Raw genomic sequence first — 25,659 nt, 5'->3', positions numbered from 1 at the left:
CGTGTCCGCGCTCGGAGCCATCGCGCGATACGAGGGCGATGACAGGCGCCGGCATACTCACTTGCGGCTCGCGAGATAGGCCTGGATGGGTTTGGTATCGAACAGGCCGGTCCAGTCACCTGGCAGCGCCTGGATGCGCTTCTCTTCGAGGAGGAAAGCGCCGATCCCCTGCAGATGCTTCATCAGTCGCGAATTCAGCTCCTGGCCCGGCGCGCCGAGGAAGTCGGCGGTCAATGTTTGCTCCAGCGTCGGATGAGCGACGGTCTGGCCTTCGATGAGGGTGTCGAATTGCGCCGGCGCCATGTCGATCCGCTTGGCTTCGTACTGGCGCACCTCGGCGGGCTTGGCCTTGTAATCCTGCTGCGCCTGGTCCCACGTCTTGAGGAAGCGCTGCAGAGTGTCGGGGCTGCCGCCGATGAACGCCTTGCGGGTGACCCAGACGCCGCCGGTGATCATGCCGAGGCTCTTGGTGGTCGCGATCGGCTTGGCTCCGGCGCGTTCGATGACACCGGCATTCGGCTCCCATACGAACGCGGCGTCGATCTGCCCGGCGATGTAGGCCGGCGGCATGTTGGCCGGCGTCAGGTTAACCAGCGTGAGGTCGGATGCCTTCAGGTTCGCCTGCGACAGCGCCCGCAGCAGGTGGTAGTGGCTGGTCGAGCCGATGGCGGCACCGACGCGCTTTCCCTTCAGGTCCGCGGGCGCCGCGATACCGCCGGCGGGATTGGCGACGAGGCGCACATTGGTGGCGTCGATCCGTTCCATGAACAGGATCTGGATCGGCAGGCCGTTCGAATAGCCCGTCACCGCCGGGAATTCACCCATCCATGCCAGATCAACTTCCTCGGCGGCGAGCGCCGGCAGCATCGCCGGGCCGGCCGGAAATTGCGAGACTTTCACGTCGAGGCCGTTCGCCTTGAACAGGCCGGAGCCGAGTGCGTAGGACAGCAGGACGTTGATTTCGCCGCTCTGGAATCCAATGCGGATCGGCTTCAGCTCCTGCGCCGAAGCGACGCCGAGCGTCGTCAGAATCAAGCCGGCGACGAGTCCAAGCTTGCGGGTCAGTCTGGTCATGAAATCTCCGTGCGGCGGTGAAAGGTGGGTCAAAGTCATTCCGCTGTCCCGAGCAATTCGAGGACGGCAAGGGCAAGGATCTTGGTGGCGGCGACCGCCTTGTCGATGTGGATGTACTCATTGACGGGAGGCCAGCCGTCCTCGCCGGGACCGAAAGTGATGGCGGCGCGTCCGCGTTCGGCAAAGCGAATGGTGTCGTTGAAGGCGTTCTTGCGATAGAAGGCCGGCGCTTCCTTGAGGATGCGGCGGTAGCTGCGCCCCAGTGCGGCCGTCGGGTCGGCCAGTTCGTCCTGCTCCAGCGTTCCGTCGACGAACAGCGCGCCGGGGTAGGGCCGCGCGGTTGCCTTCAGATCCGGATCGGCTTTCATGCAGGCATCGATGACGCGCTGGATATCGGCCATCACGCTCTCGCGTGTCATGCCGGGCAGAATGCCAACGACCGCCAGCACCCCGTGGCAGATATCGGGCGTAAACTGCATTTCGCGTCGTACGCCGCCCTGCATGCGCACGATCGAAGCCGTCGGCGGCGTGCCGCCGGCAAGTCTGGCCGGCGTGTGGGTGAATGTCATCGTCTCGAACGCGGCGAGCAGGCGCGCCATCTTGCCGATGGCGTTGATGCCGGTATCGGGTCGCCAGATATGGGTCTTGATTCCCCGCGTTTCGATTTCGACCAGGAAGTTGCCGCCATTGGCGACGGCAATACCCATCCCCCAGCTGCCGTCGGGCCTGGTCCAGCCGGTCGGTTCGCAGACGATCGTGTAATCGGCGTCGAGGCCGCATTCGTCGAGCAGGAAAATCGAACCGTCCGGCCCGTTTTTTTCCTCGTCGGCGGTGTAGACGCATTTCAGCGTTCCCCGCAACGCGACGCCGGCTTCGCGGATCGCGCGCGCAGCCAACAGCGTGCAGGCGAGATTCCCGCGCGTATCCGACGTGCCGCGGGCGTACAGCCTGTTGCCATGGCGCGTGGGACGGAACGGATGCCCGCCCGTCATGGTCCAGGCGTTCCAGTCGCCAGCGGGATAGGTATCGAGGTGGTCGTTTAGAATGAGGGAGGGTCCGCCGCCGGTGCCTTCGAGGACGCCCACGACATTGGGACGGCCCTCACGCTTGGTGTGGAACGAAACCTCGAATCCCATGTCGGTCAGTTTGTCGGCGATGAAATGGGCCGCGCCTTCTTCGCGCGCCGGCGCCTCGTCGGGATCCAGCGGGTTCTCCGCCTCCGGCTGGCCTGCCGGCACCAGCTCGCAGGTCAGGTCGAGCCACGCTTGTTCGGTAATGCGGTCCAACACGCGCCGTTCGATCGTCGTCAGCTCGGCTCGTTCAATTTCGATGGTCGACTGCATCATCGTCTCCGGTCATCGCCGTCGACTACTACGCAAGCCATGTGCCAACCGCCGTGCGTCGCCGCGCGAGGTTGCGGAGAAGCGAGAACCGCTGATAATTCAATAGGATGTGGGTGTTTTCCGGCAGTGTCAGATAATTTCCATCGCCGCCGTTCTGGGGGTTCGCTGGGCAGCGGCGGGCCTGTGCGGATCAGGGCTTCGCTGCAGCTACTCTTCGGTCGCGGAGGCCGCCGAGGACAGCAGATCGATGCGGCGGATCACGAGCAGGCCGCGCTTCTGGCTGAGAACGCCGGCCTTCTGCAGGCGGTTGAGACTGATCGTTACCCACTGCCGGGTGCCGCCGATCAGGTTCGCAATCTCAGCGTGGGTGAAGGCGGCTGCGATGGTGATGCCCCGGCCGGCTTCGTCTTCTTCGAAGCCGTAGGTATGGGCGAGGTGAAGCAGCACCTGGGCCAGCCGTTGGGTCAGGGAGCGCGTGCCCAGCATCTGCGCCAGCGAGGAGTAGCACCTCGCTTTGAAGACAAGCGCGTCGATGATGCCGAGCGCGAGGTCAGGCACTTCGCGCGCGAGGTCTCGGAGGCCTGCACCCGGTAGCCGTGTGACGACGCTGCGCCGGGCCGCAACCGCGGTCCACATGTGGACCCCGCCGCCAAAGACGTCGGGGCCGCCGACAAAGTTGCCTGGCAGCCAATAGGCCAGCGTGATTTCCCGGCCCGATGGCGCGGTGTAGAAGCTGCGGATTAAGCCGCTCTCGATGATCACGATGCCGTCGTGATGATCGCCGTGTCGAAACAGTGTTTCGCCGAGTTGGTAGCTTTGCTCCTCACCATACGCCTTGACCCGGTCACGCGCCGCCGGCGGAAGACGCTCGATCAGGCTCTGCTGACGCGGGACGAGGTCTTCTTCTTCAGCAAGCAGGATTCCCGCTGTGTCGTTGCCGATGTCAGTCATGGGGCTCCAGAATGGTTTTCTGGCTTGTAACAATTCAGGACGCCCAGCAGGAAAGCAACTACTCCCCCGCCTCGATCCATTCCGCCGCATCCCGCCACAGTGTGTCGCGATGCTCGGGCCTGAAGAATCCCATGTGCCCGATCCGGCTCACGCCGGCCTCGGCCGGCGTCACCGTGACGATCTCCGGCGTGATCGAGGTAAAGCCCGAGCACAGCAGTTCGACGGCAGGCCGCGTCGCCCAGGGATCGTCGGATAGGCAGATCGCGCGCAAGGCGCCCCTGTACCGTGGAAAATTCTGCAATTCGCCCAGCCGGGAATCGAACAGATAGCGCGGGCTCATCACCCAGCCGACCCATTGCAGAAACGCGTCCTTCGGCAGGTCCATGCCGAGGCCGGCCTTGCCAGGCATGTAGCCGAGCGCGCGGGTGAGGGGTACGCCGACAAGATTGAGCATCGCATAGACGCGGTAGCGCTCCGGCGAGGCCATCAGCTTCCAGTAGCCGGCCTGGGCCGCGATCAGCAGCGCGCGCGGAATCTCGAAATTGTTCGGCAGCAGGCCGAGCGCCTGGCCGCCGAACGAATGCCCGACATAGGCGAACGGCAGCTCCGCGTAGCGCTCGCGCATCCAGGCAACCGTCGCGACGATATCCCGGCACGCCCAGTCCGACATCGAGGCCTTGAAGCCGGCCAGCGATTTCGGCTGGTCCTGACCGTCCTGCGCCTTCGGCCTGCTGTCACCGGTGCCGCGATAGTCGTAGGTCAGTACCGCGCAGCCGCGTCTGGCGAGGTGGCCGGCAAAGCCCCGGTAGAATTTGCGGGGGACGGCGGTCGCCGAATTGATCAGAACGGCGTGGCGCTTGGCTCCCCGGGGCAGATACAGCGTCGCGGCGAGTGAGTATCCGTCCGTCGCGGGCACCGTGATATCGTCGATGAAAACGTCGTCCAGCCTCGGGTCGGCCACCGCATGCTCCATCTAAGGTTTAGTGAGCGGCCTAACAAAAAGCGAAATCAGCTTTTGCCGCAAGGCCTTGTCGGGGCTAGCGGAAATCTAACTGGCGGAGCGCTCGCAGCCTGTGTATAAACCGGCCTTCATTACCGCCGGTAAGTTGCGGTTTTTGCTCAGGAGTTAACGTCATGTCCGAGCGGTGGACGCCCGATAGCTGGCGCAGCAGGCCGGTGCTGCAGGTGCCGGACTATCCCGACGCCAAGGCGTTGGCCGATGTCGAGGCGCAGCTTGCCACCTTTCCGCCGCTGGTGTTCGCCGGCGAGGCCCGCAACCTGAAAAAGGCGCTAGCCCGCGTCGCCGCAGGCGAGGCCTTCCTCCTGCAGGGCGGCGACTGTGCCGAGAGCTTTGCCGAGCACGGTGCCAACAACATCCGCGACTTCTTCCGCGTGCTGCTGCAGATGGCCGTGGTGCTGACCTATGCCGGCGCGCTGCCGGTGGTGAAGGTCGGCCGGATCGCCGGGCAGTTCGCCAAACCGCGTTCCTCGAACACCGAAAAGATCAACGGCGTCGAGCTGCCGAGCTATCGCGGCGACATCATCAATGACATCGCGTTCACGCCGGAAGCGCGGATTCCGGATCCGCAGCGCCAGTTGAACGCCTACCGGCAATCGGCCGCGACGCTGAACCTGCTGCGGGCGTTCGCGACCGGCGGCTTTGCCAACCTGGGAAGCGTGCATCAGTGGATGCTCGGCTTTCTCAAGGACTCCCCGCAGTCGCGCCGCTACAAGGAACTGGCGGACCGGATCTCGGACGCGCTGAATTTCATGCGCGCCTGCGGCCTCGATCTCGAGAGCCATCCCGAGCTGCGCGCCACCGATTTCTACACCAGCCACGAGGCGCTGCTGCTGGGATACGAGCAAGCCTTCACCCGGGTCGATTCCACCACCGGCGACTGGTACGCGACCTCGGGCCACATGATCTGGATCGGCGACCGCACCCGCCAGCTCGACCATGGCCATGTCGAATATTTCCGCGGCATCAAGAACCCGATCGGCCTGAAATGCGGCCCGTCGCTGAAGCCGGATGAACTCTTGAAGTTGATCGACATCCTCAATCCCGACAACGAGCCCGGACGGCTGACGCTGATCAACCGCTTCGGCTCCGACAAGGTCGGCGATCATCTGGCGCCGCTGATCCGCGCCGTGAAGCGGGAAGGGCGCGTCGTGGTCTGGTCGTGCGATCCGATGCATGGCAACACCATCACCTCGACCTCGGGCTACAAGACCCGGCCGTTCGACCGCGTGCTGTCGGAGGTCAAGTCGTTCTTCGCCATCCACGCGGCGGAAGGGACGCATGCCGGTGGCGTTCACCTGGAGATGACCGGGCAGGATGTCACCGAATGCATCGGCGGTGCCCGCGCCATCACCGACGAGGATCTCAACGACCGTTATCATACGGTTTGCGATCCGCGCCTCAACGCCGAACAATCCATCGACATGGCCTTCCTGATCGCCGAACTGCTGAAGCAGGAACGTGGGGCCAAGCCGATGCCGGCCGCAGCGGGGCTTTGACTTGCTGCGACTCTGGCGTGCCACCATCAACACGCGCAACGGCCTCGCCTTTGCGATCCGCTCGGAGCAGGCCGTCCGTGAGGAACTTCTGGCGCTGGCGCTGTCGGTGCCGCTGGCCTGGCTGGTCGGCGCGAGCGTGATGCGCCGCGTGGAACTGGTCGCGGCCGTGGCCTTCGTGCTGGTGGTCGAGATTCTCAATACCGCGATCGAGAAGCTCGCCGACCGGCTCACCACCGAGCATGATCCGCAGATCGGCCGGGTCAAGGACATGGGCTCGGCGGCGGTCGGCGTCGCGCTCCTGATGTCCGGCGCGTTCTGGCTGTTCGCCATCGCCGAACGCATAGGCGCGTTCTAAAGCAGACGATTGCAGTTTGTTCTGGTGCAGGGCACCATTGCTGTATGACCGAACCCAAGTTCATAATTTCGCTGGCTCAGTTGAACCCGACGGTCGGCGATGTCACCGGCAACGCCGCCAAGGCGCGCGCCGCGCGCGAGCAAGCCAAGGCCGACGGCGCCGATCTGCTGGTGCTGCCCGAATTGTTCATCTGCGGCTATCCGCCGGAAGACCTGGTGCTGAAGCCTGCGTTTCAGTCGGCCTGCCGCGCGGCTGTCGAGGCACTGGCGCGCGAGACGGCGGGCGGCGGGCCCGCGGTGCTGATCGGCACGCCCTGGGTTGAGGACGGCAAGCTTTATAATGCCTGCGCGCTGCTCGATCAGGGCCGCATCGCTGCCCTTCGATACAAGGCCAATCTGCCGAACTACGGCGTGTTCGACGAAAAGCGCCTGTTCGCACGCGGTCCGGCCGCGGGCCCGGTCACGGTCAAAGGCGTGCGGGTCGGCGTTCCCATCTGCGAGGACATCTGGCTCGAAGAGTCCGAAGAGTACGAAAACGTCGTCGAATGCCTCGCCGAGACCGGCGCGGAAATCCTGGTCGTGCCGAACGGCTCGCCCTATGCGCGCGACAAGAACGATCTGCGGCTGTCGATCGTGGTGGCCCGCGTCACCGAGAGCGGCCTGCCGCTGGTCTATCTCAACCAGATCGGCGGGCAGGATGAGCTGGTGTTCGACGGCGCGTCGTTCGCGCTGAACGCCGATCTTTCCGTTGCAGCGCAACTGCCGGCATTCGAGGAAAACATCACCACGCTGCACTGGACCAAGACCGCTGACGGCTGGCGCTGCGCCGGACCGGTTGCGCCGCTGCTGGAGGGCGACAAGGGCGATTATGCGGCCTGCGTGCTGGGCCTGCGCGACTACGTGCGCAAGAACGGCTTTCCGGGCGTATTGCTTGGCGTTTCCGGTGGCATCGATTCCGCGCTGTGCGCGGCCATCGCGGTCGACGCGCTCGGCGCCGACAAGGTCCGCGGCGTGATGCTGCCGTTCCGGTTTACCGCGCAGGTCTCGCTCGACGACGCCGCCAAACTCGCCAAGGCGCTCGGCTTTCCCTACGAAGTGCTGCCGATCGCCGACGCCGTGAACGGATTTGAAAAGATCCTGTCAAAACCCTTTGCCGGTTTGCCGCGGGACATCACCGAGGAAAATCTGCAGGCGCGTACCCGCGGCACGCTGCTGATGGCGATTTCCAACAAGACCGGCGCGATGGTGGTCACGACCGGCAACAAGTCGGAAATGTCGGTCGGCTATGCCACCATCTATGGCGACATGAACGGCGGCTTCAATCCGATCAAGGACATCTACAAAACCGAGGTGTTCCGGCTCTCCAGCCTGCGCAACGAATGGAAGCCGGACGGCGCGCTCGGTCCGTCGGGCGAGGTGATCCCGGTCAACATCATCACCCGCCCGCCGACCGCTGAGTTGCGCGAGAACCAGACCGACCAGGATTCGCTGCCGCCTTACGACATGCTCGACGGAATTCTCGAGCGCCTGGTGGAGCGCGAGGAGCCGCTGGCGACGATCATCGCCGCTGGCTTCCCGGCCGAAATGGTGACGCGGATCGATCGGCTGCTCAACCTCGCCGAATACAAGCGCCGGCAGGCAGCCCCAGGCGTCAAGGTGACGGAAAAGAATTTTGGCCGCGACCGCCGCTATCCCATCACCAACCGTTTTCGCGATAACGGCAAGGCGCTGCCCGCGCCCGACGAGAAGCTGGTCGCGCGCGCCGGCCGCGCTTCGGCAGAGGCGTTTGAGGGATAGATCGGCGCCGATGCCTTGCTCAGGCGATAGCGCTCAAGGCTGGCGTCCATCACGGGTTGAAGCCCGGTTTAGCGACGGGGCTTTTTTCGTGCCGCGTGCTGCTCTGGGTGGCTACCTCAGCCGACGACGTAAGCAATCGGCTTGAAAGCGTAGTTGTTGGACTGCAAGGCCGAGCATGCCGTCAGGCCGATCACGAGATCCATCTCGGCCCTGAACCTGATGAAGTCGCCGCTCTTGCTGATGGGAGCTTCCACGGTGAAGGTGCCAGTAGGCTGGATCACCACATTCATGAAGCAATTGAAAGCAACCGGTATGTGATCCGGTTCGATTCCGAACGGCGCCAACGCGGTCGCGAGATTTCCAAAGCATCCCGGGTGCGGGTCTTCATCATGATAGATGATCCTGAACGTGTCCTTGGAGCAGGGCGTCAGCAGGAAGTCATGCCGTCCAACTGTGTCCTCGACGATGCGCAGCATGACATTGCTGCGGTTGGAGTAGATGGGATCACCTTCGGTCAGGTACAGCTTGCTGGCGTAATCCAGGCTTCGGCCTGACGAGATGACCTCACGCAGGTCAGTTGCGCTGAATGCGACGAGATCCGCCACCTGTTGCCCCTGCGGATCGATCACGGTCAGCGATTCACCGCGGGCCAGCCGAAATGCCGTTCCCGAGCGCGGCGGAATGAGTGTGGGATCCATCACGGGCGCTCCACGGGATTGAAGGGACAAACCCATCCCGGTTCGGCGACGTTGCGGCCGCTGTATTGCCGCGCCTCGGAAATCGTGCCGTGCCGTGCCAGCATCGGGTTGGGCGAGCCCGCCAGCGCCACGTCTCTTTCGATGATCTTGGCGCGCATCCGTTCGTATCGGCCCTGCTCGCGCAGCTGCTCGAACTGGTCGTGAAGATTGAAAACCAGCGCCGGCCGTTCAAAGCGGCGCGCCGGCCGGCTGGCGCGCGGGTGCAGTCCGACAATGAAAAAAGCTTCCTCACCAAAACTCAGCGAAAAGTGCGGGTCCTCCGGATCGCTGCTGACACGGGTGTCGCGCGACGTTCCCAGCCACGCATCCTTATTGGTGAGACTTTCTGCGCGCGCCCACAGAAATTTCTCGAATGCCGTTTCGTCCAGGTCGACGGGCCCCTCGAAGATCACCGCGAAACTCTGAAAGAGTTCGCGGTCACTGCGATACGACCGCGCAATGCGGGTAATGCCGTCGTAGATGCGGCGGTCGTCCCAGTTGGATGTCATGTCGCGCGCAATCAGCACGTCCAGTGTGCCCTTTGCCAGGGCGGATTTGGCGCCGACGCACGGAAAGTCGGTTTGATGGATCAGGTTGCGAAACTTCTCGGCAAGGCTTGGCGATGTCATTGATGCTTCCATTGTTGCGCGCACCAACGATCGACCCCCGAAAATGTGCCTAAATACGCGCATATTTCCGGGAGGAACGAATGCAGCTTCGGCCCATTGATGTCGGTTCATTGGAATTCGAAAGCACGGAAATGTCTCTAGGCAAAACACTGACAATTGAAGCCGCGATCGATCTGGTCCTGAGCGACCATTTTGAAAATTGCCAGAATCCCCACGAGACGATCCACAGGATCTGGCTTCTGCTCAACGCGGACTCAACATTGGGTGCCGAACTTAACAATTGTTTGGTTCGTCCCCGGCGGAGGTATCACTGAAAGCGCGTAACCGCATGCTGCTCCAGGAAGCGCAGTCGACCGGGTGTTGAGGCGACCGGTTGCGGGGCAGGGGTGAACCGCCGACTGCTTTTGGAACATAACCCGCCTGGCTCTGTTGCGCCTGCACAACATGACCGAATGACGGCGCTGCCGTCCCTCAAATGGAGAATGACCCATGCGCGCACTGTGCTGGCACGGCAAGAATGACGTTCGCGTGGACACCGTTCCGGATCCCAAGATCCAGCATGCGCGCGACGCCATCATCAAGATCACCGCCTGCGCGATCTGCGGCTCCGACCTCCATCTCCTCGATGGCTATCAGCCGACCATGGAGAGCGGCGATATCCTCGGGCATGAGAACATGGGCGAGGTGATCGAGCTCGGCTCAGAGGTTACCAATCTGAAGATCGGCGATCGGGTCGTCGTTCCCTTTACGATCAGCTGTGGCCAATGCTGGTTCTGCCAGCAGGGCCTGTTCTCCTGTTGCGACCGCACCAATCCCAATGCCGAAATCGCTGCGAAGGCCATGGGGCAATCGCCGGCAGGGCTGTTCGGTTTCAGTCACATGCTCGGCGGGTACTCGGGCGGGCAGGCCGAATATCTCCGCGTCCCGATGGCCGATGTGGGGCCGATCAAGGTGCCGGACAGCTTGACCGATGAACAGGCGCTGTTCCTGTCCGATATCTTCCCGACTGGTTACATGGCTGCTGTCAACGCGCAGATCGAACCGGGCGACACCGTTGCGATCTGGGGCTGCGGTCCCGTGGGACAGTTTGCGATCCGCTCCGCTCTCATGCTGGGGGCCGGGCGCGTCATCGCCATTGATGAAGTGCCGGAGCGGCTGGCCATGGCCGAAGCCGGCGGCGCGGAAACGATCGATTTTTCGAAAACCGACGTTTACGACGAGCTTATGAAACGCACCAACAAGCGTGGTCCGGACAGCTGCATCGATGCCGTCGGCTGCGAGGCGTCCGGTCACGGCGCTGCGGATGCCGTTCTGGATAAGGTCAAGGCAGCGACCTTCCTGGCAACGGACCGCGTCCATGTCCTCCGGGAAGCTATCATGTGCTGCCGCAAGGCTGGCACTGTTTCAATCCCGGGCGTGTATGTCGGCATGGGCGACAAGATCCCGCTCGGCGCTGCGATGAACAAGGGCCTCACCATCAAGACCGGGCAGACCCACGTGCAGGCTTACACCAAGCCTCTGCTGGAAAAGATCGTGGCAGGAGAAATCGACCCGAGCTTCGTCGTCACGCATCCTGCAAGTCTCGAAGACGCACCCGAGATGTACCGGAAATTTCGCGACAAGGAGGCCGGTGTGATCAAGGTCGTGATGCGGCCGGGCTGATGAGCCCTGCGGACGAGTCCGCATCAGGTCATACCGTTTTATCTACTGCTTCGGCGGGATGAAGGTCGGGCCCACGGTGCGGACCTTGTCCCTCTCGGGGGCGACCGCGGTCGTCTCGGCCGGAGCTGTAGAGGAAGCCGGTGCGGCGTTGGTGCCAGGCGCGGCGCCCTTCTTGGCCGTCGGCGTCGCGCCCTTGGGCTGGGCGCGCTGCTGCATCCGCCTGGCGCTTTCCTCGGTGACGATGATGTCGCCCTGTTCGACGCCGGCCCGGTCGTCGACCGACTTCAATGCTTCCGACCAGGTCTGCCCTGCGGCCTTGCAGGCGCAGGACGGGTTGAACTCGGTGCGGTATTTGAATGCGTTGGGAAGCGATGTGTAGGACTGGCCGTTGATCGAGACTGCCTGATTGATGTCCTCGCCGGGATTGCGGTAGGTGAACAGCGTTGCTTCCGTCGCCGGGCAAAGCGCCTTGCAGGCCCGCTCGTCGTCACCGAAACGCGCCTGATACGTGGCGAACGACACCGGGAAATAACCGCCGTCGCAGGTGCGGACGCAGACGGTGCGGAAGGTGCCGGAGGGCGCGCCGAAGTCGGCGCTGGGCGGCGGCAGCGACTGGTTGGGGGTGCCGAACAGGCTGTCGATGAAGTTGCCGGGACCGCGCGCCGCGGCGGCATATTGCGGGCCGCAATTGTTCTGGGCGAGCGCCGTCAGCACCGAGCGGCGCTGGTTTTCACGGTCGGCGCCGCCAATGCCGCCGCTGCGCAGGCGTTCCAGGCTGGAGGTGATCTGGTCGAGATTGGCGCGCATCTGCTGGATCTGGTTGTTGACCGGGCCGCACTGCGCCGAGCGGCCGTTGAACAGCGAGAAGAAGCCGGAACTGTCGCAGTCCATCCGCCTGGCTTGCTGCGTGACTCGATCTAGTTCGGCCTGCTGCTTGGCCTGCGCATCCTGATAGCGGCGGATCTGTTCATCCTTGGCGGGGTCTCCGGTGCCGGCGCCGCGATCGATGGTCGCCAGCTGGCCTTCGAGCCGGATGCAGATCGGGTTACCCTGCGCTTGTGGGTTATCCTGGCCCATCTGCGCCATCGCATCCTGGTTCGACTGCGCAAGCGCGGGCGCGCCCGGGGCGGCGATACCGAGCAGGACGGCGCAGGTCAGAATCCGAAGGGCAAGCGCGTTGCGAATTTCCAGCATATCCCGCCGTTGAGGGCTGATCCGCGCGGCCGAACAGCCCAATCGCTGGCCCCATCGCGCGACCGAGGCGGCATTCCGCAGCCAAGGCGGCATCCAATAGCCGCTTCTCGGGGCAGCGTCACGTCGTTTCCGGGGCGCCGATGTGGCAGCCAGTCCCTGGTATTCCGGCACAGATGACTAGCGCTGACAGGTAATGGCGACGTATTCGCCGCAGCCAGGGCCGAAACATGCGTCGCTGCCATTGCCCGGAACCGCGCTAGTGACCTCTTCAGGCTCGACCCGGCGATAGGCGGTGGCCTGTGCAAATTCGCGTGACTGGCAGTAGGAGCGGGCGGCATGGGCGCCGCATTTCTCGCCCCTGGCGAGGCATTCGTCGACGCCGTAGCCGTCGGCCTGGTTGGCGACGATGAAAACACGGGTGTCAGCGAAGGCGGCCGATGCGCCCATCAGGAAGGCGCTGGCTACGAGGGCTGAAGAAAGTCGCATGGAGGGCTACCGGGATGAGGAGAGGGCCACAGGAATAGGCCCAAAATGTTAACAATGATTAACCAAGGCCCTTCAGGCGGCGGCGAATGGCGAGGGGTTCGGGGGCCTGATCGCCCCCAAATCGGGCACGAGCAAGGCCTTGACGATTGCAGCCCGATACCGCAATGGTGGAACCATGAACGGCCGCCTCGCCATCTGCAGCATTTGCCGCGAGATTATTAGCTAGCGATTCGCTGGCTGAGGCCGTCTTTTCTCAAAATATGAGATCACTGGACGCCCGGCCGCAAGGTACGGATATCCCATGGAACTGCGCCTCTACGATACCCTGACGAAGGAGAAGCGACCGCTGGTGCCGCTCGATCCAGCGAACGTGCGCATGTATGCATGCGGACCGACGGTCTATGACTTCGCCCATATCGGCAACGGCCGCGCGGCGATCGTGTTCGACGTGCTGTTCCGTGCGCTCCGCCATCGCTACGGCGCCGATCACGTGAAGTACGTTCGCAACATCACCGACGTCGACGACAAGATCAACGTGCGCGCCGCGCGCGATTATCCCGGCGTGCCGCTGAACGAGGCGATCCGCAAGGTCACCGAGGAGACGTACAAGCAATATCAGGACGATGTCGCCGCACTGGGGTGCCTGGCGCCGACCGTGCAGCCGCGCGCGACCGAGCACATTCCGGAGATGCGGGCGATCATCGAGAAGCTCGTGGCCGGCGGCTTTGCCTATGTCGCCGAGGATCACGTGCTGTTCTCGCCGCAGGCGATGAACGAAGCCAATTCTGTGATGCCGCGCTACGGCGCGCTGTCAAAACGCTCGCTCGACGAGATGATCGCCGGCGCGCGCGTCGACGTCGCGCCCTACAAGCGCGACAATACCGACTTCGTGCTGTGGAAGCCGTCGAAGCCGGGCGAGCCGTCATGGCCGTCGCCGGCGGGCATCAAGGCGGAAGGCCGCCCCGGCTGGCACATAGAGTGCTCGGCGATGGCCTGGAAGCATCTTGGCGAGAAATTCGACATTCATGGCGGCGGCATCGACCTGGTGTTTCCGCACCATGAGAACGAACTCGCGCAGACCTGCTGCGCCTTCCATACCGACCGCATGGCGAATGTCTGGATGCACAACGGCTTCCTGCAGCTCGAGAGCGAGAAGATGTCGAAATCGCTCGGCAACTTCTTTACGATCCGGGACTTGCTGGCCGATTGGCCGGGCGAGGTGCTGCGTCTCAACATGCTGAAGACGCATTATCGCTCACCGCTCGACTGGACGCTGAAGGGCGCCGAGGAGAGCGCGAAGACGCTCGACGATTGGTATGCGGTCGCGGCCGACGCCGAGGGCGGCGAGCCATCTACGGCGATGATCGAAGCGCTGTATGACGATCTCAACACGGCGCAGGCCATGGCCGTGCTGCATGGGCTGCGTAACAGGGCAGCGTCCGGCGGGGCGCGCGAACGTAGCGCGTTTGCCGCCTCGCTCCGGTTGCTCGGCTTCCTCTCGATGGGTGCGGCCGCATGGAAGGGACGCAAGCAGCAGGCGAGCGGCATCGACGCCAAGCGGGTCGATGAGCTGATTGCGGAGCGCGCCGCCGCGCGTGCCCGAAAGGATTTCAAGGAATCCGATCGCATCCGCGATGAGCTAGTCGCGATGGGCGTTGCCATCAAGGACGGCAAGGACGCTGACGGAAAACCGGTGACGACATGGGAGGTTGCGTGATGGACAAGCCCGATACGCCGTTTCCGAGACACTGGCTCTACTATATCGCGCTCAAGATCGCGCTGATCGCCGGTGCGGTGGCGCTGGCGACCAAGCTGTACGGATTGTGGTAGGGACGATGGGACAGGCATTGCCCAAACCCGGCTTGCGGCCGTTCCTGCCGGCGGATGTTCCGATGCTGGCGGCGATCTTCGTTGCCGCCATCGAAGGTCTGACCGGCGACGACTACAGCGAGGCGCAGCAGCAGGCCTGGGCACAGGCGGCCGAGGATGAGGAAGCGTTCGGCAAAAAACTCGCCGGGCAGTTGACGCTGATCGCGACCATCCAGAACGCACCGGTCGGTTTTGCCTCGCTGAAGGGGCCCGATCACATCGACATGCTGTTCGTGCATCCGAGCGTGGCGGGGCAGGGCATCGCCTCGATGTTGGTCGATGCGTTGGAAAAATTGGCGGGCGCGCGCGGGGCCAAAATCCTCACGGTCGATGCCAGCGATACCGCGGAGCCGCTGTTTCGCAAGCGCGGTTACACGCCCAAGCAGCGCAACACGGTCACGCTCAATGGCGAATGGCTCGCCAACACCACGATGCAGAAGACGCTGGCCGAAGGCGCAGCGCCGGGAGCACCGACATGAGCCGCGAACGCCTCTATCTGTTTGACACCACGCTGCGCGACGGCGCGCAGACCAACGGCGTCGATTTCACGCTGCACGACAAGCAGATCATCGCGCAAATGCTGGATGAGCTCGGCATCGACTATGTCGAGGGTGGCTATCCCGGCGCCAACCCGACCGATACCGAATTCTTCGCCAAGAAGCCGAAGCTGGAACAGGCCAAATTCACCGCCTTCGGCATGACGCGCCGTCCGGGCCGCTCGGCCTCGAACGATCCCGGGCTCGCGGCGCTGATCGAGGCCAAGGCGGATGCGATCTGCTTTGTCGCCAAGTCCTCGGCCTATCAGGTGCGGGTGGCGCTGGAGACCACCAACGAGGAAAACCTCGCCTCGATCCGCGACAGCGTCGTGGCAGCGAAGGCCGCGGGGCGCGAGGTGATGGTCGATTGCGAGCATTTTTTCGACGGTTACAAGGAAGACGCCGGGTTCGCGCTCGCCTGCGCCAAGGCGGCCTATGACTCCGGCGCGCGCTGGGTGGTGTTGTGCGACACCAACGGCGGCACCATGCCGCATGAGATCGAGACCATCGTCGGCCACATTGTAACGCAGATTCCGGGCAGCCATGTCGGCATCCACGCCCATAACGATACCGAGCAGGCGGTGGCGAATTCGTTGGCCGCGGTGCGCGCCGGCGCACGGCAGATCCAGGGCACGCTGAACGGGCTCGGCGAGCGCTGCGGCAACGCCAATCTCTGTTCGCTGATCCCGACGCTGCGCTTGAAGAACGAATTCTCCGACGCCTTCGATATCGGCGTCACTGCCGAGAAGATGGCAACCTTGATGAAGGTATCGCGCACGCTCGACGACATGCTCAACCGTGCGCCGAACCGTCATGCGGCTTACGTCGGCGAAAGCGCCTTCGTGACCAAGACCGGCATCCACGCCTCTGCGGTCATGAAGGATCCGCACACTTACGAGCACGTGCTGCCGGAATCGGTCGGCAACCACCGCAAGGTGCTGGTATCCGACCAGGCCGGCCGCTCCAACGTGATGGCCGAACTCGACCGCGCCGGCATCGCCTACGAGAAGAGCGACCCAAAGCTGGCGCGGCTGGTCGAGGAACTGAAGGAGCGGGAGGCCGCGGGCTATGCCTATGAATCCGCCAACGCGTCGTTCGATCTGTTGGCGCGGCGCACGCTCGGCAAGGTATCGGAATATTTCAAGGTCGAGCAGTTCGACGTCAATGTCGAGCAGCGCTACAATTCCAACGGCCAGCGCGTCACGGTGGCGCTCGCCGTGGTCAAGGTCGACGTCGCCGGCGAGCGGCTGATCTCGGCGGCGGAAGGCAACGGTCCCGTCAACGCGCTCGACGTCGCGCTGCGCAAGGACCTCGGCAAATACCAGAAATACATCGAAGGCCTGAAGCTGATCGATTACCGCGTGCGTATCCTCAATGGCGGCACCGAAGCGGTGACGCGGGTGCTGATCGAGAGCGAGGACGAGAATGGCGACAGTTGGACCACGGTCGGGGTGTCACCCAACATCATCGACGCCTCGTTCCAGGCGCTGATGGATTCGGTGATCTACAAGCTGGTGAAATCAGGCGCGCCGGTGTGAGAGCAGCGGTGACGGTCTATCAGCCGTCATTGCCTGCGACAAATGCGAAGCATTTGCGCATGGGAGCGTAGCGAAGCAATCCACCTATCCGTTAGGCCGCGCCATGAATTGCTTCGCTTCGCTCGCAATGACGGGAGAGAGCGGGGCTATACCATGATCGACCACATCTCCGTCGGCGTTGCCGATCTCGAACGCGCCGCGAGCTTCTATGAAGCAACCCTGGCCCCGCTCGGCCTGTCGCGCCTCGTCACCCGTCCGGCCACGATCGGCTTCGGCAAAACCTATCCCGAATTCTGGATCAACCTGCGCGCCGGCATGGCGCCGGTGCCGCCCGAAAGCGGCACACACGTCTGCCTGCGCGCCAAGGCAGTCGGCGAAGTCGATGCGTTTCATGCCGCGGCGCTGAGCACCGGCGGCCGTTCCGACGGCGCACCGGGCCTGCGTCCGCATGATCGCGTCAAGTATTACGCCGCGTTCGTCATCGATCCCGACGGTAATCGCATCGAGGCCGTGACGTTTCCGAGCGAGTGAAAGCGGAGGGCGGATTAGCTGGGCGTAATCCGCCGATACGTCGGCGCCGCGATGGCGGGTTACGCTCCGCTAACCCGCCCTAAAAATTCACAGCTTCCGCGCCATTTCCGGGGCCATTTCCTTGCTGCCTTCAGGCGCGCGGGCGGCGGCGGCGCGCAGGCGCGGCACGATGTCTTCGACCCGCTCCGCCTTGAGCACGTCGATGTTCAGTCCCGGGCGGATGAATTCGGTCTCGCGCATATGCGCCAGCAGCGCGATCAACGGTTCCCAGAAACCGTCGATGTTGGCGAGCAGCACCGGCTTGGCGTGGCGGCCGAGCTGCTGCCAGGTCATCTGCTCGACCAGTTCCTCCAGCGTGCCGATGCCGCCGGGCAGCGCCACGAACGCGTCGGAATGTTCGAACATCAGCCGCTTGCGCTCGTGCATGTCGGGCGTGACGATCATTTCCTGAACGCGCGTCAGCATGTGCTCGCGGGATCGCAGGAAATCCGGAATGATGCCGGTCACCTGGCCACCGTGATCCAGCGTGCCTTTGGCGACCGCACCCATCAGCCCGACCGATCCGCCGCCATAGACGAGCCGGATGTTGTTCTCGGCGAAAATCTTTCCCAGTGCGAGGGCAGCTTCAACGAAGCGCGGGCTGGAGCCGGGGCCGGAGCCGCAATAGACACAGACTGTTTTGATTTGATCGGTTTTCATTTGATCCATGGGAATCATGTGGCACCGCACCTGGGAAAGCTCAAGCCTGACTCCTTTCGCTGATGCAGCAGAAATAGGCCCGAAATCAAACCGAACGGGGGAAAGATTTATCTTTCAAGGCTGTACGGGAGAGTTAAACGCTCTATATGACGGGTCTATGCAGATCATCAACAACCATCTGACGGCGGCCGTCGCGCCACCTTGCTGCGGACGCGACCGCGATGGCTGACGCTGATTCGCACACTGCGGCCACGCAATCTCCGCCCAGCGGTTCCGCCGAGAAAGCGACCCTGATCGGGACGCTGGCGCATCTGTGGCCCTATATCTGGCCGGGCGACCGCGCGGATCTGAAGATGCGCGTGGTCTGGTCGGTGGTGCTGCTGCTGGTCGCCAAGGTCGCGACGCTGACGGTGCCGTTCACCTTCAAATGGGCGATCGATGCGCTGAACGGCGTGGGCACCGCGCCGGTCGAAGCGTCGAACTGGATGCTGTGGCTGATCGCCTCGCCTTTGCTGATGACCGCAAGCTACGGCGCGATACGCGTGCTGATGGCGGTACTGACGCAGTGGCGTGACGGTATCTTCGCCCGTGTCGCGATGCATGCGGTGCGCAAGCTCGCCTACATCACCTTCGTCCACATGCACGAATTGTCGCTGCGCTTTCATCTGGAGCGCAAGACCGGCGGCCTGACGCGGGTGCTGGAGCGTGGCCGCTCCGGCATCGAGGTGATCGTGCGGATGGTGATCCTGCAGTTGATCCCGACCGTCGTCGAGGTCGCGCTGCTGGCGGCGGTACTGCTGTGGCAGTTCGACTGGCGCTATGTCGCCGCCGTGATGGTCACGGTCGTGGTCTTCATGACCTACACCTATGTCGCGACCGAGTGGCGGATCGAGATCCGCCGCAAGATGAACGATTCCGACAGCGAGGCGAATACCAAGGCGATCGACTCGCTGCTGAACTACGAGACGGTGAAATATTTCAGCGCGGAAGAGCGCGAGGCTGCGCGTTACGACCGCTCAATGGAGCGGTTCGAGAAAGCCAGCGTCAAGACCTACACGTCGCTGGCGATTCTCAACGCCGGGCAGGCGATCATCTTCACCGCCGGCCTGACGGCGACCATGCTGATGTGCGTGTCCGGCATCCGCAACGGAACGCATACGGTCGGCGATTTCGTCATGATCAACGCCATGATGATCCAGCTCTACCAGCCGCTGAATTTCATGGGCATGGTCTATCGCGAGATCAAGCAGGCGATCATCGACATCGAGAAAATGTTCGATGTCCTGTCGCGCAATCCCGAGGTCAAGGATATCCCGGGAGCCATGCCGTTGATCGTGACTTCAGGCAATGTGCGCTTCGACGACGTGCGCTTTGCCTACGATCCCGATCGGCAGATCCTGAAAGGCCTCAGCTTCGAGGTGCCGGCCGGCAAGACGGTAGCGATCGTCGGTCCCTCCGGTGCCGGCAAGTCGACGATTTCGCGGCTGTTGTTTCGTCTTTACGACGTCTCCGGCGGAAAGATCCTGATCGACGGCCAGGACATCCGGAACGTGACGCAGGCGAGCCTGCGCGCCTCGATCGGCATGGTGCCGCAGGACACCGTGCTGTTTAACGATACGATCCGCTACAACATCCGCTACGGCCGCTGGGACGCCAGCGACACCGAGGTGGAGGAGGCGGCGCAACTGGCGCAGATCGACGCCTTCATCCGCATGTCGCCGAAGGGGTATGAAACCCAGGTCGGCGAGCGCGGCCTGAAACTGTCCGGCGGCGAGAAGCAGCGCGTGGCAATTGCGCGCACCGTGCTGAAGGCGCCGCCGATCCTGGTGCTGGACGAGGCGACCTCGGCGCTCGACAGCCACACCGAGCATGAGATCCAGGAGGCGCTGGAGCGCGTCTCGCGCGGCCGCACCTCGCTGGTGATCGCGCACCGGCTGTCGACCATCGTCGGCGCAGATGAAATTATCGTGCTGGATCAAGGCCGCATCGCCGAGCGCGGCACCCATGCCAAGCTTCTGACGGCCGGTGGGCTCTACGCCAGCATGTGGAACAGGCAGCGCGAGGCCGAGGCGGCGCGGGAGAAACTCGCCCAGATCGACGACGACCGCGAGGCGCCCAACCGCGCCCCGCCGCCGGTGGATGATCCGCTCAACGATCCGCCCGGCGGCCCGGCCAAAGATCGCTTGGCAACCGCCGCGGAATAATCCAAATACGCCGCTAGTTCCGACGGCAAGCCGTCCAGATAACAGCGAGCCCTGATGTCGATTGCGAATTCCATCCGCGCGCAGATTCCGCCTGTCCATCCCGAGGGTTATCCCTTCATCGGCGGCTTTGCGCTGGTCAGCCTGATCCTGTTCTGGATCTGGACGCCGCTCGGCTGGATCGGCACGGTCCTGACCGTCTGGTGCGCGCTGTTCTTTCGCGACCCCGTCCGCGTCACGCCCGTGCGCGACGGCATCGTGGTGTCGCCGGCTGACGGCCGCGTCTCCATGATCGCGCAGGTGCTGCCGCCGGCCGAGCTCGGCCTCGGCGACCGGCCGCTACCGCGCATTTCGGTCTTCATGAGCGTGTTCAATTGCCACGTGAACCGCAGCCCGGTGGCCGGCCGCATCGACCGCATCGCCTACCGGCCGGGCACCTTCATCAACGCCGAGCTCGACAAGGCCAGCGAAGACAATGAGCGCAATTCGCTGGTGATCTCGACCACCAACGGGCGGATCGGGGTGGTGCAGATCGCCGGCCTGGTGGCGCGGCGTATTGTCTCATTCGTGCGCGAGGGCCAGTCGATCGGTGCCGGCGAGCGGTTCGGCCTGATCCGTTTCGGCTCGCGGCTCGACGTCTATCTGCCCGAAGGCACGCGCGCGCTGGTTTCCGAGGGCCAGACGGCCATTGCCGGCGAGACGATTCTGGCCGATTTCGGTTCGAGCGAACAGGGGCGGACCTTTCGGGCTGATTAACCACCCGTTGGCCCGCCTAAAGGCTAGGCCGCTGTCATTGGTGAACCGGACCGGCGCTTGCTATATACTGGTAAGCCATGCTGATCCCCGATCCCAAATATCCTGAACTTCGCCGCCGCCGCTTTCGCCCGATCCCGGTGCGGATGCTGGTGCCTAACGTCATCACCTTGCTCGCGATCTGCGCCGGGCTGACGGCGATCCGGCTGTCGATCGAAGGGCGGATGGAGCTCGCGGTGGCCGCCATTGTGTTCGCTGCCGTGCTCGACGGCGTCGACGGCCGGGTCGCGCGCATGATCAAGGGCCAGTCGAAGTTCGGCGCCGAACTCGATAGCCTGGCGGATTTTGTCAATTTCGGCGTCGCGCCCGGCCTGATGCTGTATTTCTGGCAGCTCCATGAGCTGAACAATGGCGGCTGGATCGCGGCCATGGTGTTTGCCATCGCGGGCGGCCTGCGGCTGGCGCGCTTCAATGCCTCGATCGACGATCCGAACAAGCCGGCCTTCGCGGCGAACTATTTCACCGGGGTGCCGGCGCCGGCCGGCGCCATCCTGGCGATGCTGCCGTTCTATCTGGCGTTTCTCGGCATTCCCAAGCCGCCGGTGATGCTCACCGCGGGCTATACGCTCTTGATCGCCTTCCTGATGGTGTCGCGTCTGCCGGTATTTTCCGGCAAGACGGTGAAGATGCGGGTGCCGCCGGAGATGGTGCTGCCGGTCTTTGTCTCCGTGGTGTTCTTCGTCGCGCTGTTGATCGGCTATCCCTGGCACATCCTGTCGATCGGCTCGGCGCTGTATCTCGCGAGCCTGCCTTGGGGCTGGAAGACCTATCGCGACCACGAACGCAACGCTGCTGCGGCCGCGCAGCCGCCCGCCGTGGCTGACGCCGCCGCGCCGCCACCGGCAACGGCGTTTTCGCCCCCCTCCGAAGACACCGATGGCGACCGGCCGGCGCGGCTGAACTGAGCGCGTCGCGCCGCTTCCCAGATATCTGCCATGAGCCGCTGCCGAGTTGGGGTCGCCGCCAATCTCGGCTATAGGGCGTTGTGACGTACGGCCTTAAAGAGCCGGGCCGAATAATCAGGAGAGAACGCCGTGAACAAAGCCGTGACCGCCCCGCTGCCTGCTTCCGTCCTCGAAGCGCTGGCGCGCTACGACACGCCGACGATCTGCAACGCGATGGAAATCGTGGCGCCGGAGCGCCGGCTGATCGGCTACACCACCAAGCCTCTGGTCTGCCCGTTCCCCGATCTGCCGCCCATCGTCGGCTATGCCCGCACCGTGACGATCCGCTCAGTGCTCAAATCGACGCTGCCGGCGGCAGAGCAGTCGAAGCGCCGCATCGAATATTATGAATATGTCGGCACCGGTTTCGGTCCGCGCATCACCGTGATCCAGGACATCGACGGTCCCGATGTCGGCTACGGCGCGTTCTGGGGCGAGGTGCAGAGCAACGTGCACAAGGCGCTCGGCTGCCTCGGTGTCATCACCGACGGTTCGATCCGCGACATCCCGCAATGGGCGCCAGGCTTTCAGGCGCTGGCCGGTTCGGTCGGGCCGTCGCACGCCTGGGTGCACGCCGAAAACTGGGGCGGCGAAGTGCGCGTCGCCGGCATGACGGTGCATTCCGACGACCTGATCCACGCCGACCAACACGGCGCCATCGTGATCCCGACCGACATCGCGGCGAAGATTCCGGAAGCCTGCGAACTCTGCGCCCGGCGCGAGACGCCGATCCTGGACATCGCGCGCAGTCCCGACTTTACGCTGGAAAAACTGAAAGAGGCGCTGAAGCGTTCGTCCGAGATCCACTGACAAAAGTCGGGGTTCAACAAACAGGGGGAAACGTCATGAAGGGGTTCTGGGCCGCGCTGTCAGTCCTGGTTCTCTTCGGTGCCGCGCCAGCGCAGGCACAGACCTATCCCTCCCGCCCGATCACCCTGATCGTGCCATTCCCGCCCGGCGGCTCGACCGATTCCGCCGCGCGGATCATGGCCGAGCGGATGCGCGCCACGCTGGGGCAGTCGATCGTGATCGAAAATGTCGGCGGCGCCGGCGGCAGCATCGGGGTCGGGCGCGTCGCCCGCGCCGCGGCAGACGGCTACACCTTCGACATCGGCCAGTGGGACACCCATGTCGGCAGCATCATCTACAAGCTCGACTACGACCTCGAAAAGGATTTTGAGCCGATCGCGCTGGTCTCGAACAATCCCCAGCTCATGGTCGCCAAGAACGACCTGCCGGCGAAGACGCTGGCCGAGCTGGTGGCGTGGATGAAGGACAATCCCGGCAAGATCAATTTCGTCAACCAGAACGCGGCGGCGAACGTCACCGGCGTGCTGTTCGAAAACCTGACCAAGCAGAAGGTGCAGTTCATTCCCTATCGCGGCGCGGGGCCCGCGATGACCGACCTGATCTCCGGCACCGTCGATCTGCTGGTGGTGCAGGGCGCGGTCGCGCTGCCGCAAATCCGCGCCGGCAAGATCAAGGCGCTTGCCAACCTGTCGCCGACGCGCTCGGCCTCGATGCCGGATATTCCGACCGCGGACGAGACCGGCGTGCCCGGCCTCTATATGTCGGGCTGGTTCGGCTTCTTTGCGCCGAAGGGCACGCCGAAGGATATCATCGCAAAACTCAACGCCGCGACGGTGGAGGCGCTGGCCGATCCCGCGATCCAGAAGCGCTTTACCGAACTGGGGCTCGACGTCGCCCCGCGCGCGCAACAGACGCCTGAAGGACTCGCCGCGTTCCAGAAGGCCGAGATCGGAAAATGGTGGCCGATCATCAAGGACGCCGGAATCGGCGTTCAGGCGCAGTAGGCCTGCCGGCCTCTCACCAATGGTTAGCGAATTCTTGAGACGGCGCGGGCTGCAAGCCCGCGTTTCTACGACCGGGCTTTAGGTTTATCCTTTACGCGTCTTTAATGGCGCGGTCGTAGGGTGCCTCTTGCGCGGCTCCGGCGGGGGGCGGCGCGACCGGTCAGGATGGCCGGTCGTTCGCGTAAGCGTCGGAGTTCAGAATGGATATCACCACGCTCGTCGGGCTGGTCGCCGGCATCATCGTCCTGTGTACGCTGATCCTGATGGGCGGTGACTTCCGGATGTTCTACGACATCCACGCCGTCATCATCATCTTCGGCGGCTCGTTCGCCGCTACTCTGATCCGGTTTCCCCTTAGCGCGATCCTGCACGGAATGCCGCTGGGTGCCAAATTTGCCTTCACGATGAGCCGGCTTTCGGCGCGCGACCTGGTCGATGAACTGGCGCGGATCGCGGAAATCGCCCGCAAGCAGGGGCCGGTCGGCCTCGAAAAGGTCGAAACCGACGAACCTTTCCTGGCCAAGGGAATCCGTTACGTCGCCGACGGCTACGATCTCGAATTCATCCGCGACAACCTGGAGCGCGATCGCGACAATTTCCTGATGCACCTGAACGAAGGCTCGAAGATCTATCGCGCCATCGGCGACTGTGCGCCGGCGTTCGGCATGATCGGTACGCTGCTCGGCATGGTGCAGATGTTCTCGAACATGTCGGACCCTTCGAAGCTCGGCCCGTTCATGGCCGTGGCTTTGCTGGCGACGCTGTACGGGGCGCTGGTCGCGAACCTGATCTGTCTGCCGATCGCCGACAAGCTGCACGGCAAGCTCCTCGACGAGGAAACCAACCGCACGTTGATCATCGACGGCATCCTGATGATCCGCGACTCCAAGAGCCCGGCGCTGGTGCGCGAAATGCTGCTGGCCTACCTGCCCGAAAAACATCGCCACGACGACGGCGAACTGGTTCCGGCCTGATCGGCTCACGGCATCCAGGCGCAGGAAATAGAGCATGGCCAAGAAAAAACGCGAAGAGGCGCATGGCGGTCATGGCTGGTTCGTGACCTTTGCCGATCTGATGGCGCTGCTGCTGTCGTATTTCGTGATGCTGGTCGCTTTCTCCACGCAGGATTCGGCCAAGCTGAAGATCGTCGCCGGTTCGATGCGCGACGCGTTCGGCGTGCAGACGGAGTCACGGTATTCGGGAATCGTGGAGGCCGACGGCCTGCCGACGCGGCCGAAGCTGAAGAATGTCGATCATATTTCGCCCGAGGAATCCTCCAATACCCCGACGCCCGACGAGAAGGACCGTCAGCGCGAATCCGGCGCCAAACTCAAGGTCGATCGGGAGTTCGCGCTCGCTTCGGCCTCCCTGCGCCAGGCGCTGCAGGACATGCCGGAACTGACCGAAATGTCCAAGCACATCATGTTCGAGGAAACCAAAGAGGGCCTCAATCTCGAAATCGTCGACCAGGATGGCCGCTCGATGTTCGCCGACGGCTCCAAGGTCCCGTACGACCGTACCCGCCGGCTGATTCAGAAGCTGGCCGTGCCGCTCAAGGCAACCCCGCTGCGCATCAACATTGTCGGCCATACCTCGGCCGGCTTCGTGCCGGCGCGCAGCGAATATAGCGCATTCGATCTGTCGGCCGACCGCGCCAACGCCGTGCGCCAGATCCTCGAACGCGAGGGGCTGCCCCCGTCCCACATTTTTGCCGTGGGTGGCCGAGCCGACAGCCAGCCATTGTTTCCCGACGATCCGACATTGCCGGCAAATCGTCGCGTTACCATCACATTGATGCGCGAAAATCCACCGCTTCCGCCCAATCTGAAGCCGTGAGGCGACGACAACTACTATAATACCGTTAGATCGATTTGCTTTGCGTCAACCTCGCATCGCGCGAGATGATATGCTTGTCGGATGATTGACAGGCAGCGCGGAAGCGTCGATAGCCGCGCGGATCAAATCAACGA

At 63.7% G+C, this 25,659-nt stretch carries 24 protein-coding genes; 15 read left to right on the top strand and 9 right to left on the bottom strand.

Annotated elements, in window-relative coordinates; translation table 11 throughout:
• Positions 1-57: 57 nt before the first annotated feature.
• The 4 genes from QUH67_RS22005 to QUH67_RS21990 form a co-directional block, all read right to left on the bottom strand.
• Positions 58-1,074 (bottom strand): taurine ABC transporter substrate-binding protein, encoded by a 1,017-nt coding sequence (locus tag QUH67_RS22005; protein ID WP_300941169.1) that lies wholly within the window; start codon positions 1,072-1,074, stop codon positions 58-60.
• A gap of 35 nt (positions 1,075-1,109) precedes the next feature.
• On the bottom strand, positions 1,110-2,417 hold the full coding sequence (locus tag QUH67_RS22000; protein WP_300941167.1) for a M20 family metallopeptidase: 1,308 nt from the start codon (positions 2,415-2,417) through the stop codon (positions 1,110-1,112).
• Positions 2,418-2,624: 207 nt separating this feature from the next.
• The gene (locus QUH67_RS21995) at positions 2,625-3,368 is read right to left on the bottom strand and encodes a Crp/Fnr family transcriptional regulator (protein ID WP_300941165.1); all 744 of its coding nucleotides are present in this window, start codon (positions 3,366-3,368) and stop codon (positions 2,625-2,627) included.
• A gap of 58 nt (positions 3,369-3,426) precedes the next feature.
• Positions 3,427-4,341 carry an alpha/beta hydrolase family protein gene (locus QUH67_RS21990; RefSeq protein WP_300941164.1) on the bottom strand — a complete coding sequence of 305 codons (915 nt, stop codon included), beginning with the start codon at positions 4,339-4,341 and terminating at the stop codon, positions 3,427-3,429.
• 161 nt (positions 4,342-4,502) lie between these two features.
• Between QUH67_RS21990 and QUH67_RS21985 the strand changes: the two genes are divergently transcribed.
• From QUH67_RS21985 to QUH67_RS21975, 3 genes are read left to right on the top strand one after another with little or no spacing between them, the layout of a single operon-like run.
• Positions 4,503-5,885, top strand: coding sequence for a class II 3-deoxy-7-phosphoheptulonate synthase (locus QUH67_RS21985; RefSeq protein ID WP_300941162.1), 1,383 nt, complete (start codon positions 4,503-4,505; stop codon positions 5,883-5,885).
• Position 5,886: 1 nt separating this feature from the next.
• A complete protein-coding gene (locus tag QUH67_RS21980) occupies positions 5,887-6,240 on the top strand; it encodes a diacylglycerol kinase (protein ID WP_300941160.1) in 354 nt (117 codons plus the stop codon).
• Between the two features lie 44 nt (positions 6,241-6,284).
• Positions 6,285-8,036 carry an NAD+ synthase gene (locus QUH67_RS21975; protein WP_300941159.1) on the top strand — a complete coding sequence of 584 codons (1,752 nt, stop codon included), beginning with the start codon at positions 6,285-6,287 and terminating at the stop codon, positions 8,034-8,036.
• 116 nt (positions 8,037-8,152) lie between these two features.
• On the opposite strand, the gene QUH67_RS21970 is transcribed toward QUH67_RS21975, so the two are convergent.
• Together QUH67_RS21970 and gntA are read right to left on the bottom strand one after the other, a co-directional pair.
• The gene (locus QUH67_RS21970) at positions 8,153-8,734 is read right to left on the bottom strand and encodes an urea carboxylase-associated family protein (protein ID WP_300941158.1); all 582 of its coding nucleotides are present in this window, start codon (positions 8,732-8,734) and stop codon (positions 8,153-8,155) included.
• Positions 8,734-9,402 (bottom strand): guanitoxin biosynthesis heme-dependent pre-guanitoxin N-hydroxylase GntA, encoded by a 669-nt coding sequence (gene gntA, locus QUH67_RS21965; protein WP_300948129.1) that lies wholly within the window; start codon positions 9,400-9,402, stop codon positions 8,734-8,736. Before gntA ends, QUH67_RS21970 begins: the two co-directional genes overlap by 1 nt.
• Positions 9,403-9,891: 489 nt before the next feature.
• On the opposite strand from gntA, the gene QUH67_RS21960 reads away from it, so the two are divergent.
• Entirely contained in the window at positions 9,892-11,064 is a 1,173-nt protein-coding gene (locus QUH67_RS21960) for a zinc-dependent alcohol dehydrogenase (protein WP_300941156.1), read from the top strand.
• A gap of 42 nt (positions 11,065-11,106) precedes the next feature.
• On the opposite strand, the gene QUH67_RS21955 is transcribed toward QUH67_RS21960, so the two are convergent.
• Together QUH67_RS21955 and QUH67_RS21950 are read right to left on the bottom strand one after the other, a co-directional pair.
• Positions 11,107-12,258, bottom strand: coding sequence for a DUF2865 domain-containing protein (locus tag QUH67_RS21955; protein ID WP_407080473.1), 1,152 nt, complete (start codon positions 12,256-12,258; stop codon positions 11,107-11,109).
• 177 nt (positions 12,259-12,435) lie between these two features.
• Positions 12,436-12,744, bottom strand: a complete 309-nt coding sequence (locus QUH67_RS21950; RefSeq protein WP_300941155.1) for a hypothetical protein — start codon at positions 12,742-12,744, stop codon at positions 12,436-12,438.
• Positions 12,745-13,045: 301 nt separating this feature from the next.
• On the opposite strand from QUH67_RS21950, the gene cysS reads away from it, so the two are divergent.
• The 4 genes from cysS to QUH67_RS21930 all read left to right on the top strand — a co-directional run bounded on the left by cysS (position 13,046) and on the right by QUH67_RS21930 (position 17,218).
• Complete coding sequence (gene cysS, locus QUH67_RS21945) at positions 13,046-14,461, top strand: cysteine--tRNA ligase (protein WP_300941154.1); 1,416 nt, start codon at positions 13,046-13,048, stop codon at positions 14,459-14,461.
• A 118-nt stretch (positions 14,462-14,579) separates the two neighbouring features.
• A complete protein-coding gene (locus QUH67_RS21940; protein ID WP_300941152.1) occupies positions 14,580-15,092 on the top strand; it encodes a GNAT family N-acetyltransferase in 513 nt (170 codons plus the stop codon).
• On the top strand, positions 15,089-16,687 hold the full coding sequence (cimA, locus tag QUH67_RS21935; RefSeq protein ID WP_300941150.1) for a citramalate synthase: 1,599 nt from the start codon (positions 15,089-15,091) through the stop codon (positions 16,685-16,687). The genes QUH67_RS21940 and cimA overlap by 4 nt, the downstream gene beginning before the upstream one ends.
• A 153-nt stretch (positions 16,688-16,840) precedes the next feature.
• Complete coding sequence (locus QUH67_RS21930; RefSeq protein ID WP_300941148.1) at positions 16,841-17,218, top strand: VOC family protein; 378 nt, start codon at positions 16,841-16,843, stop codon at positions 17,216-17,218.
• An 87-nt stretch (positions 17,219-17,305) separates the two neighbouring features.
• Here QUH67_RS21930 and QUH67_RS21925 read toward each other — a convergent pair whose 3' ends face one another.
• Entirely contained in the window at positions 17,306-17,917 is a 612-nt protein-coding gene (locus QUH67_RS21925; protein WP_300941146.1) for an LOG family protein, read from the bottom strand.
• Positions 17,918-18,138: 221 nt separating this feature from the next.
• Between QUH67_RS21925 and QUH67_RS21920 the strand changes: the two genes are divergently transcribed.
• From QUH67_RS21920 to QUH67_RS21890, 7 genes are all read left to right on the top strand, one after another.
• On the top strand, positions 18,139-20,121 hold the full coding sequence (locus QUH67_RS21920) for an ABCB family ABC transporter ATP-binding protein/permease (protein ID WP_300941145.1): 1,983 nt from the start codon (positions 18,139-18,141) through the stop codon (positions 20,119-20,121).
• A gap of 54 nt (positions 20,122-20,175) precedes the next feature.
• Positions 20,176-20,874: a phosphatidylserine decarboxylase gene (locus QUH67_RS21915; RefSeq protein ID WP_300941143.1), complete on the top strand. Its 699-nt coding sequence runs from the start codon at positions 20,176-20,178 to the stop codon at positions 20,872-20,874.
• Positions 20,875-20,951: 77 nt separating this feature from the next.
• Entirely contained in the window at positions 20,952-21,836 is an 885-nt protein-coding gene (locus QUH67_RS21910) for a CDP-alcohol phosphatidyltransferase family protein (protein ID WP_300941141.1), read from the top strand.
• 129 nt (positions 21,837-21,965) lie between these two features.
• Positions 21,966-22,685: an RraA family protein gene (locus tag QUH67_RS21905; RefSeq protein ID WP_300941139.1), complete on the top strand. Its 720-nt coding sequence runs from the start codon at positions 21,966-21,968 to the stop codon at positions 22,683-22,685.
• Between the two features lie 35 nt (positions 22,686-22,720).
• On the top strand, positions 22,721-23,689 hold the full coding sequence (locus QUH67_RS21900; protein ID WP_300941138.1) for a Bug family tripartite tricarboxylate transporter substrate binding protein: 969 nt from the start codon (positions 22,721-22,723) through the stop codon (positions 23,687-23,689).
• Between the two features lie 200 nt (positions 23,690-23,889).
• Positions 23,890-24,663, top strand: a complete 774-nt coding sequence (locus QUH67_RS21895) for a motility protein A (protein WP_300941137.1) — start codon at positions 23,890-23,892, stop codon at positions 24,661-24,663.
• A 34-nt stretch (positions 24,664-24,697) separates the two neighbouring features.
• Entirely contained in the window at positions 24,698-25,525 is an 828-nt protein-coding gene (locus QUH67_RS21890; RefSeq protein ID WP_300941135.1) for an OmpA/MotB family protein, read from the top strand.
• Positions 25,526-25,659: the final 134 nt, after the last annotated feature.

It is taken from the genome of Bradyrhizobium roseum (genome assembly GCF_030413175.1).
In the GTDB taxonomy this organism is placed as follows: Bacteria; Pseudomonadota; Alphaproteobacteria; order Rhizobiales; family Xanthobacteraceae; genus Bradyrhizobium; species Bradyrhizobium roseum.
Note: the sequence above shows the minus strand (reverse complement) of the source record. Positions and strands in the feature narration are given on the sequence as shown.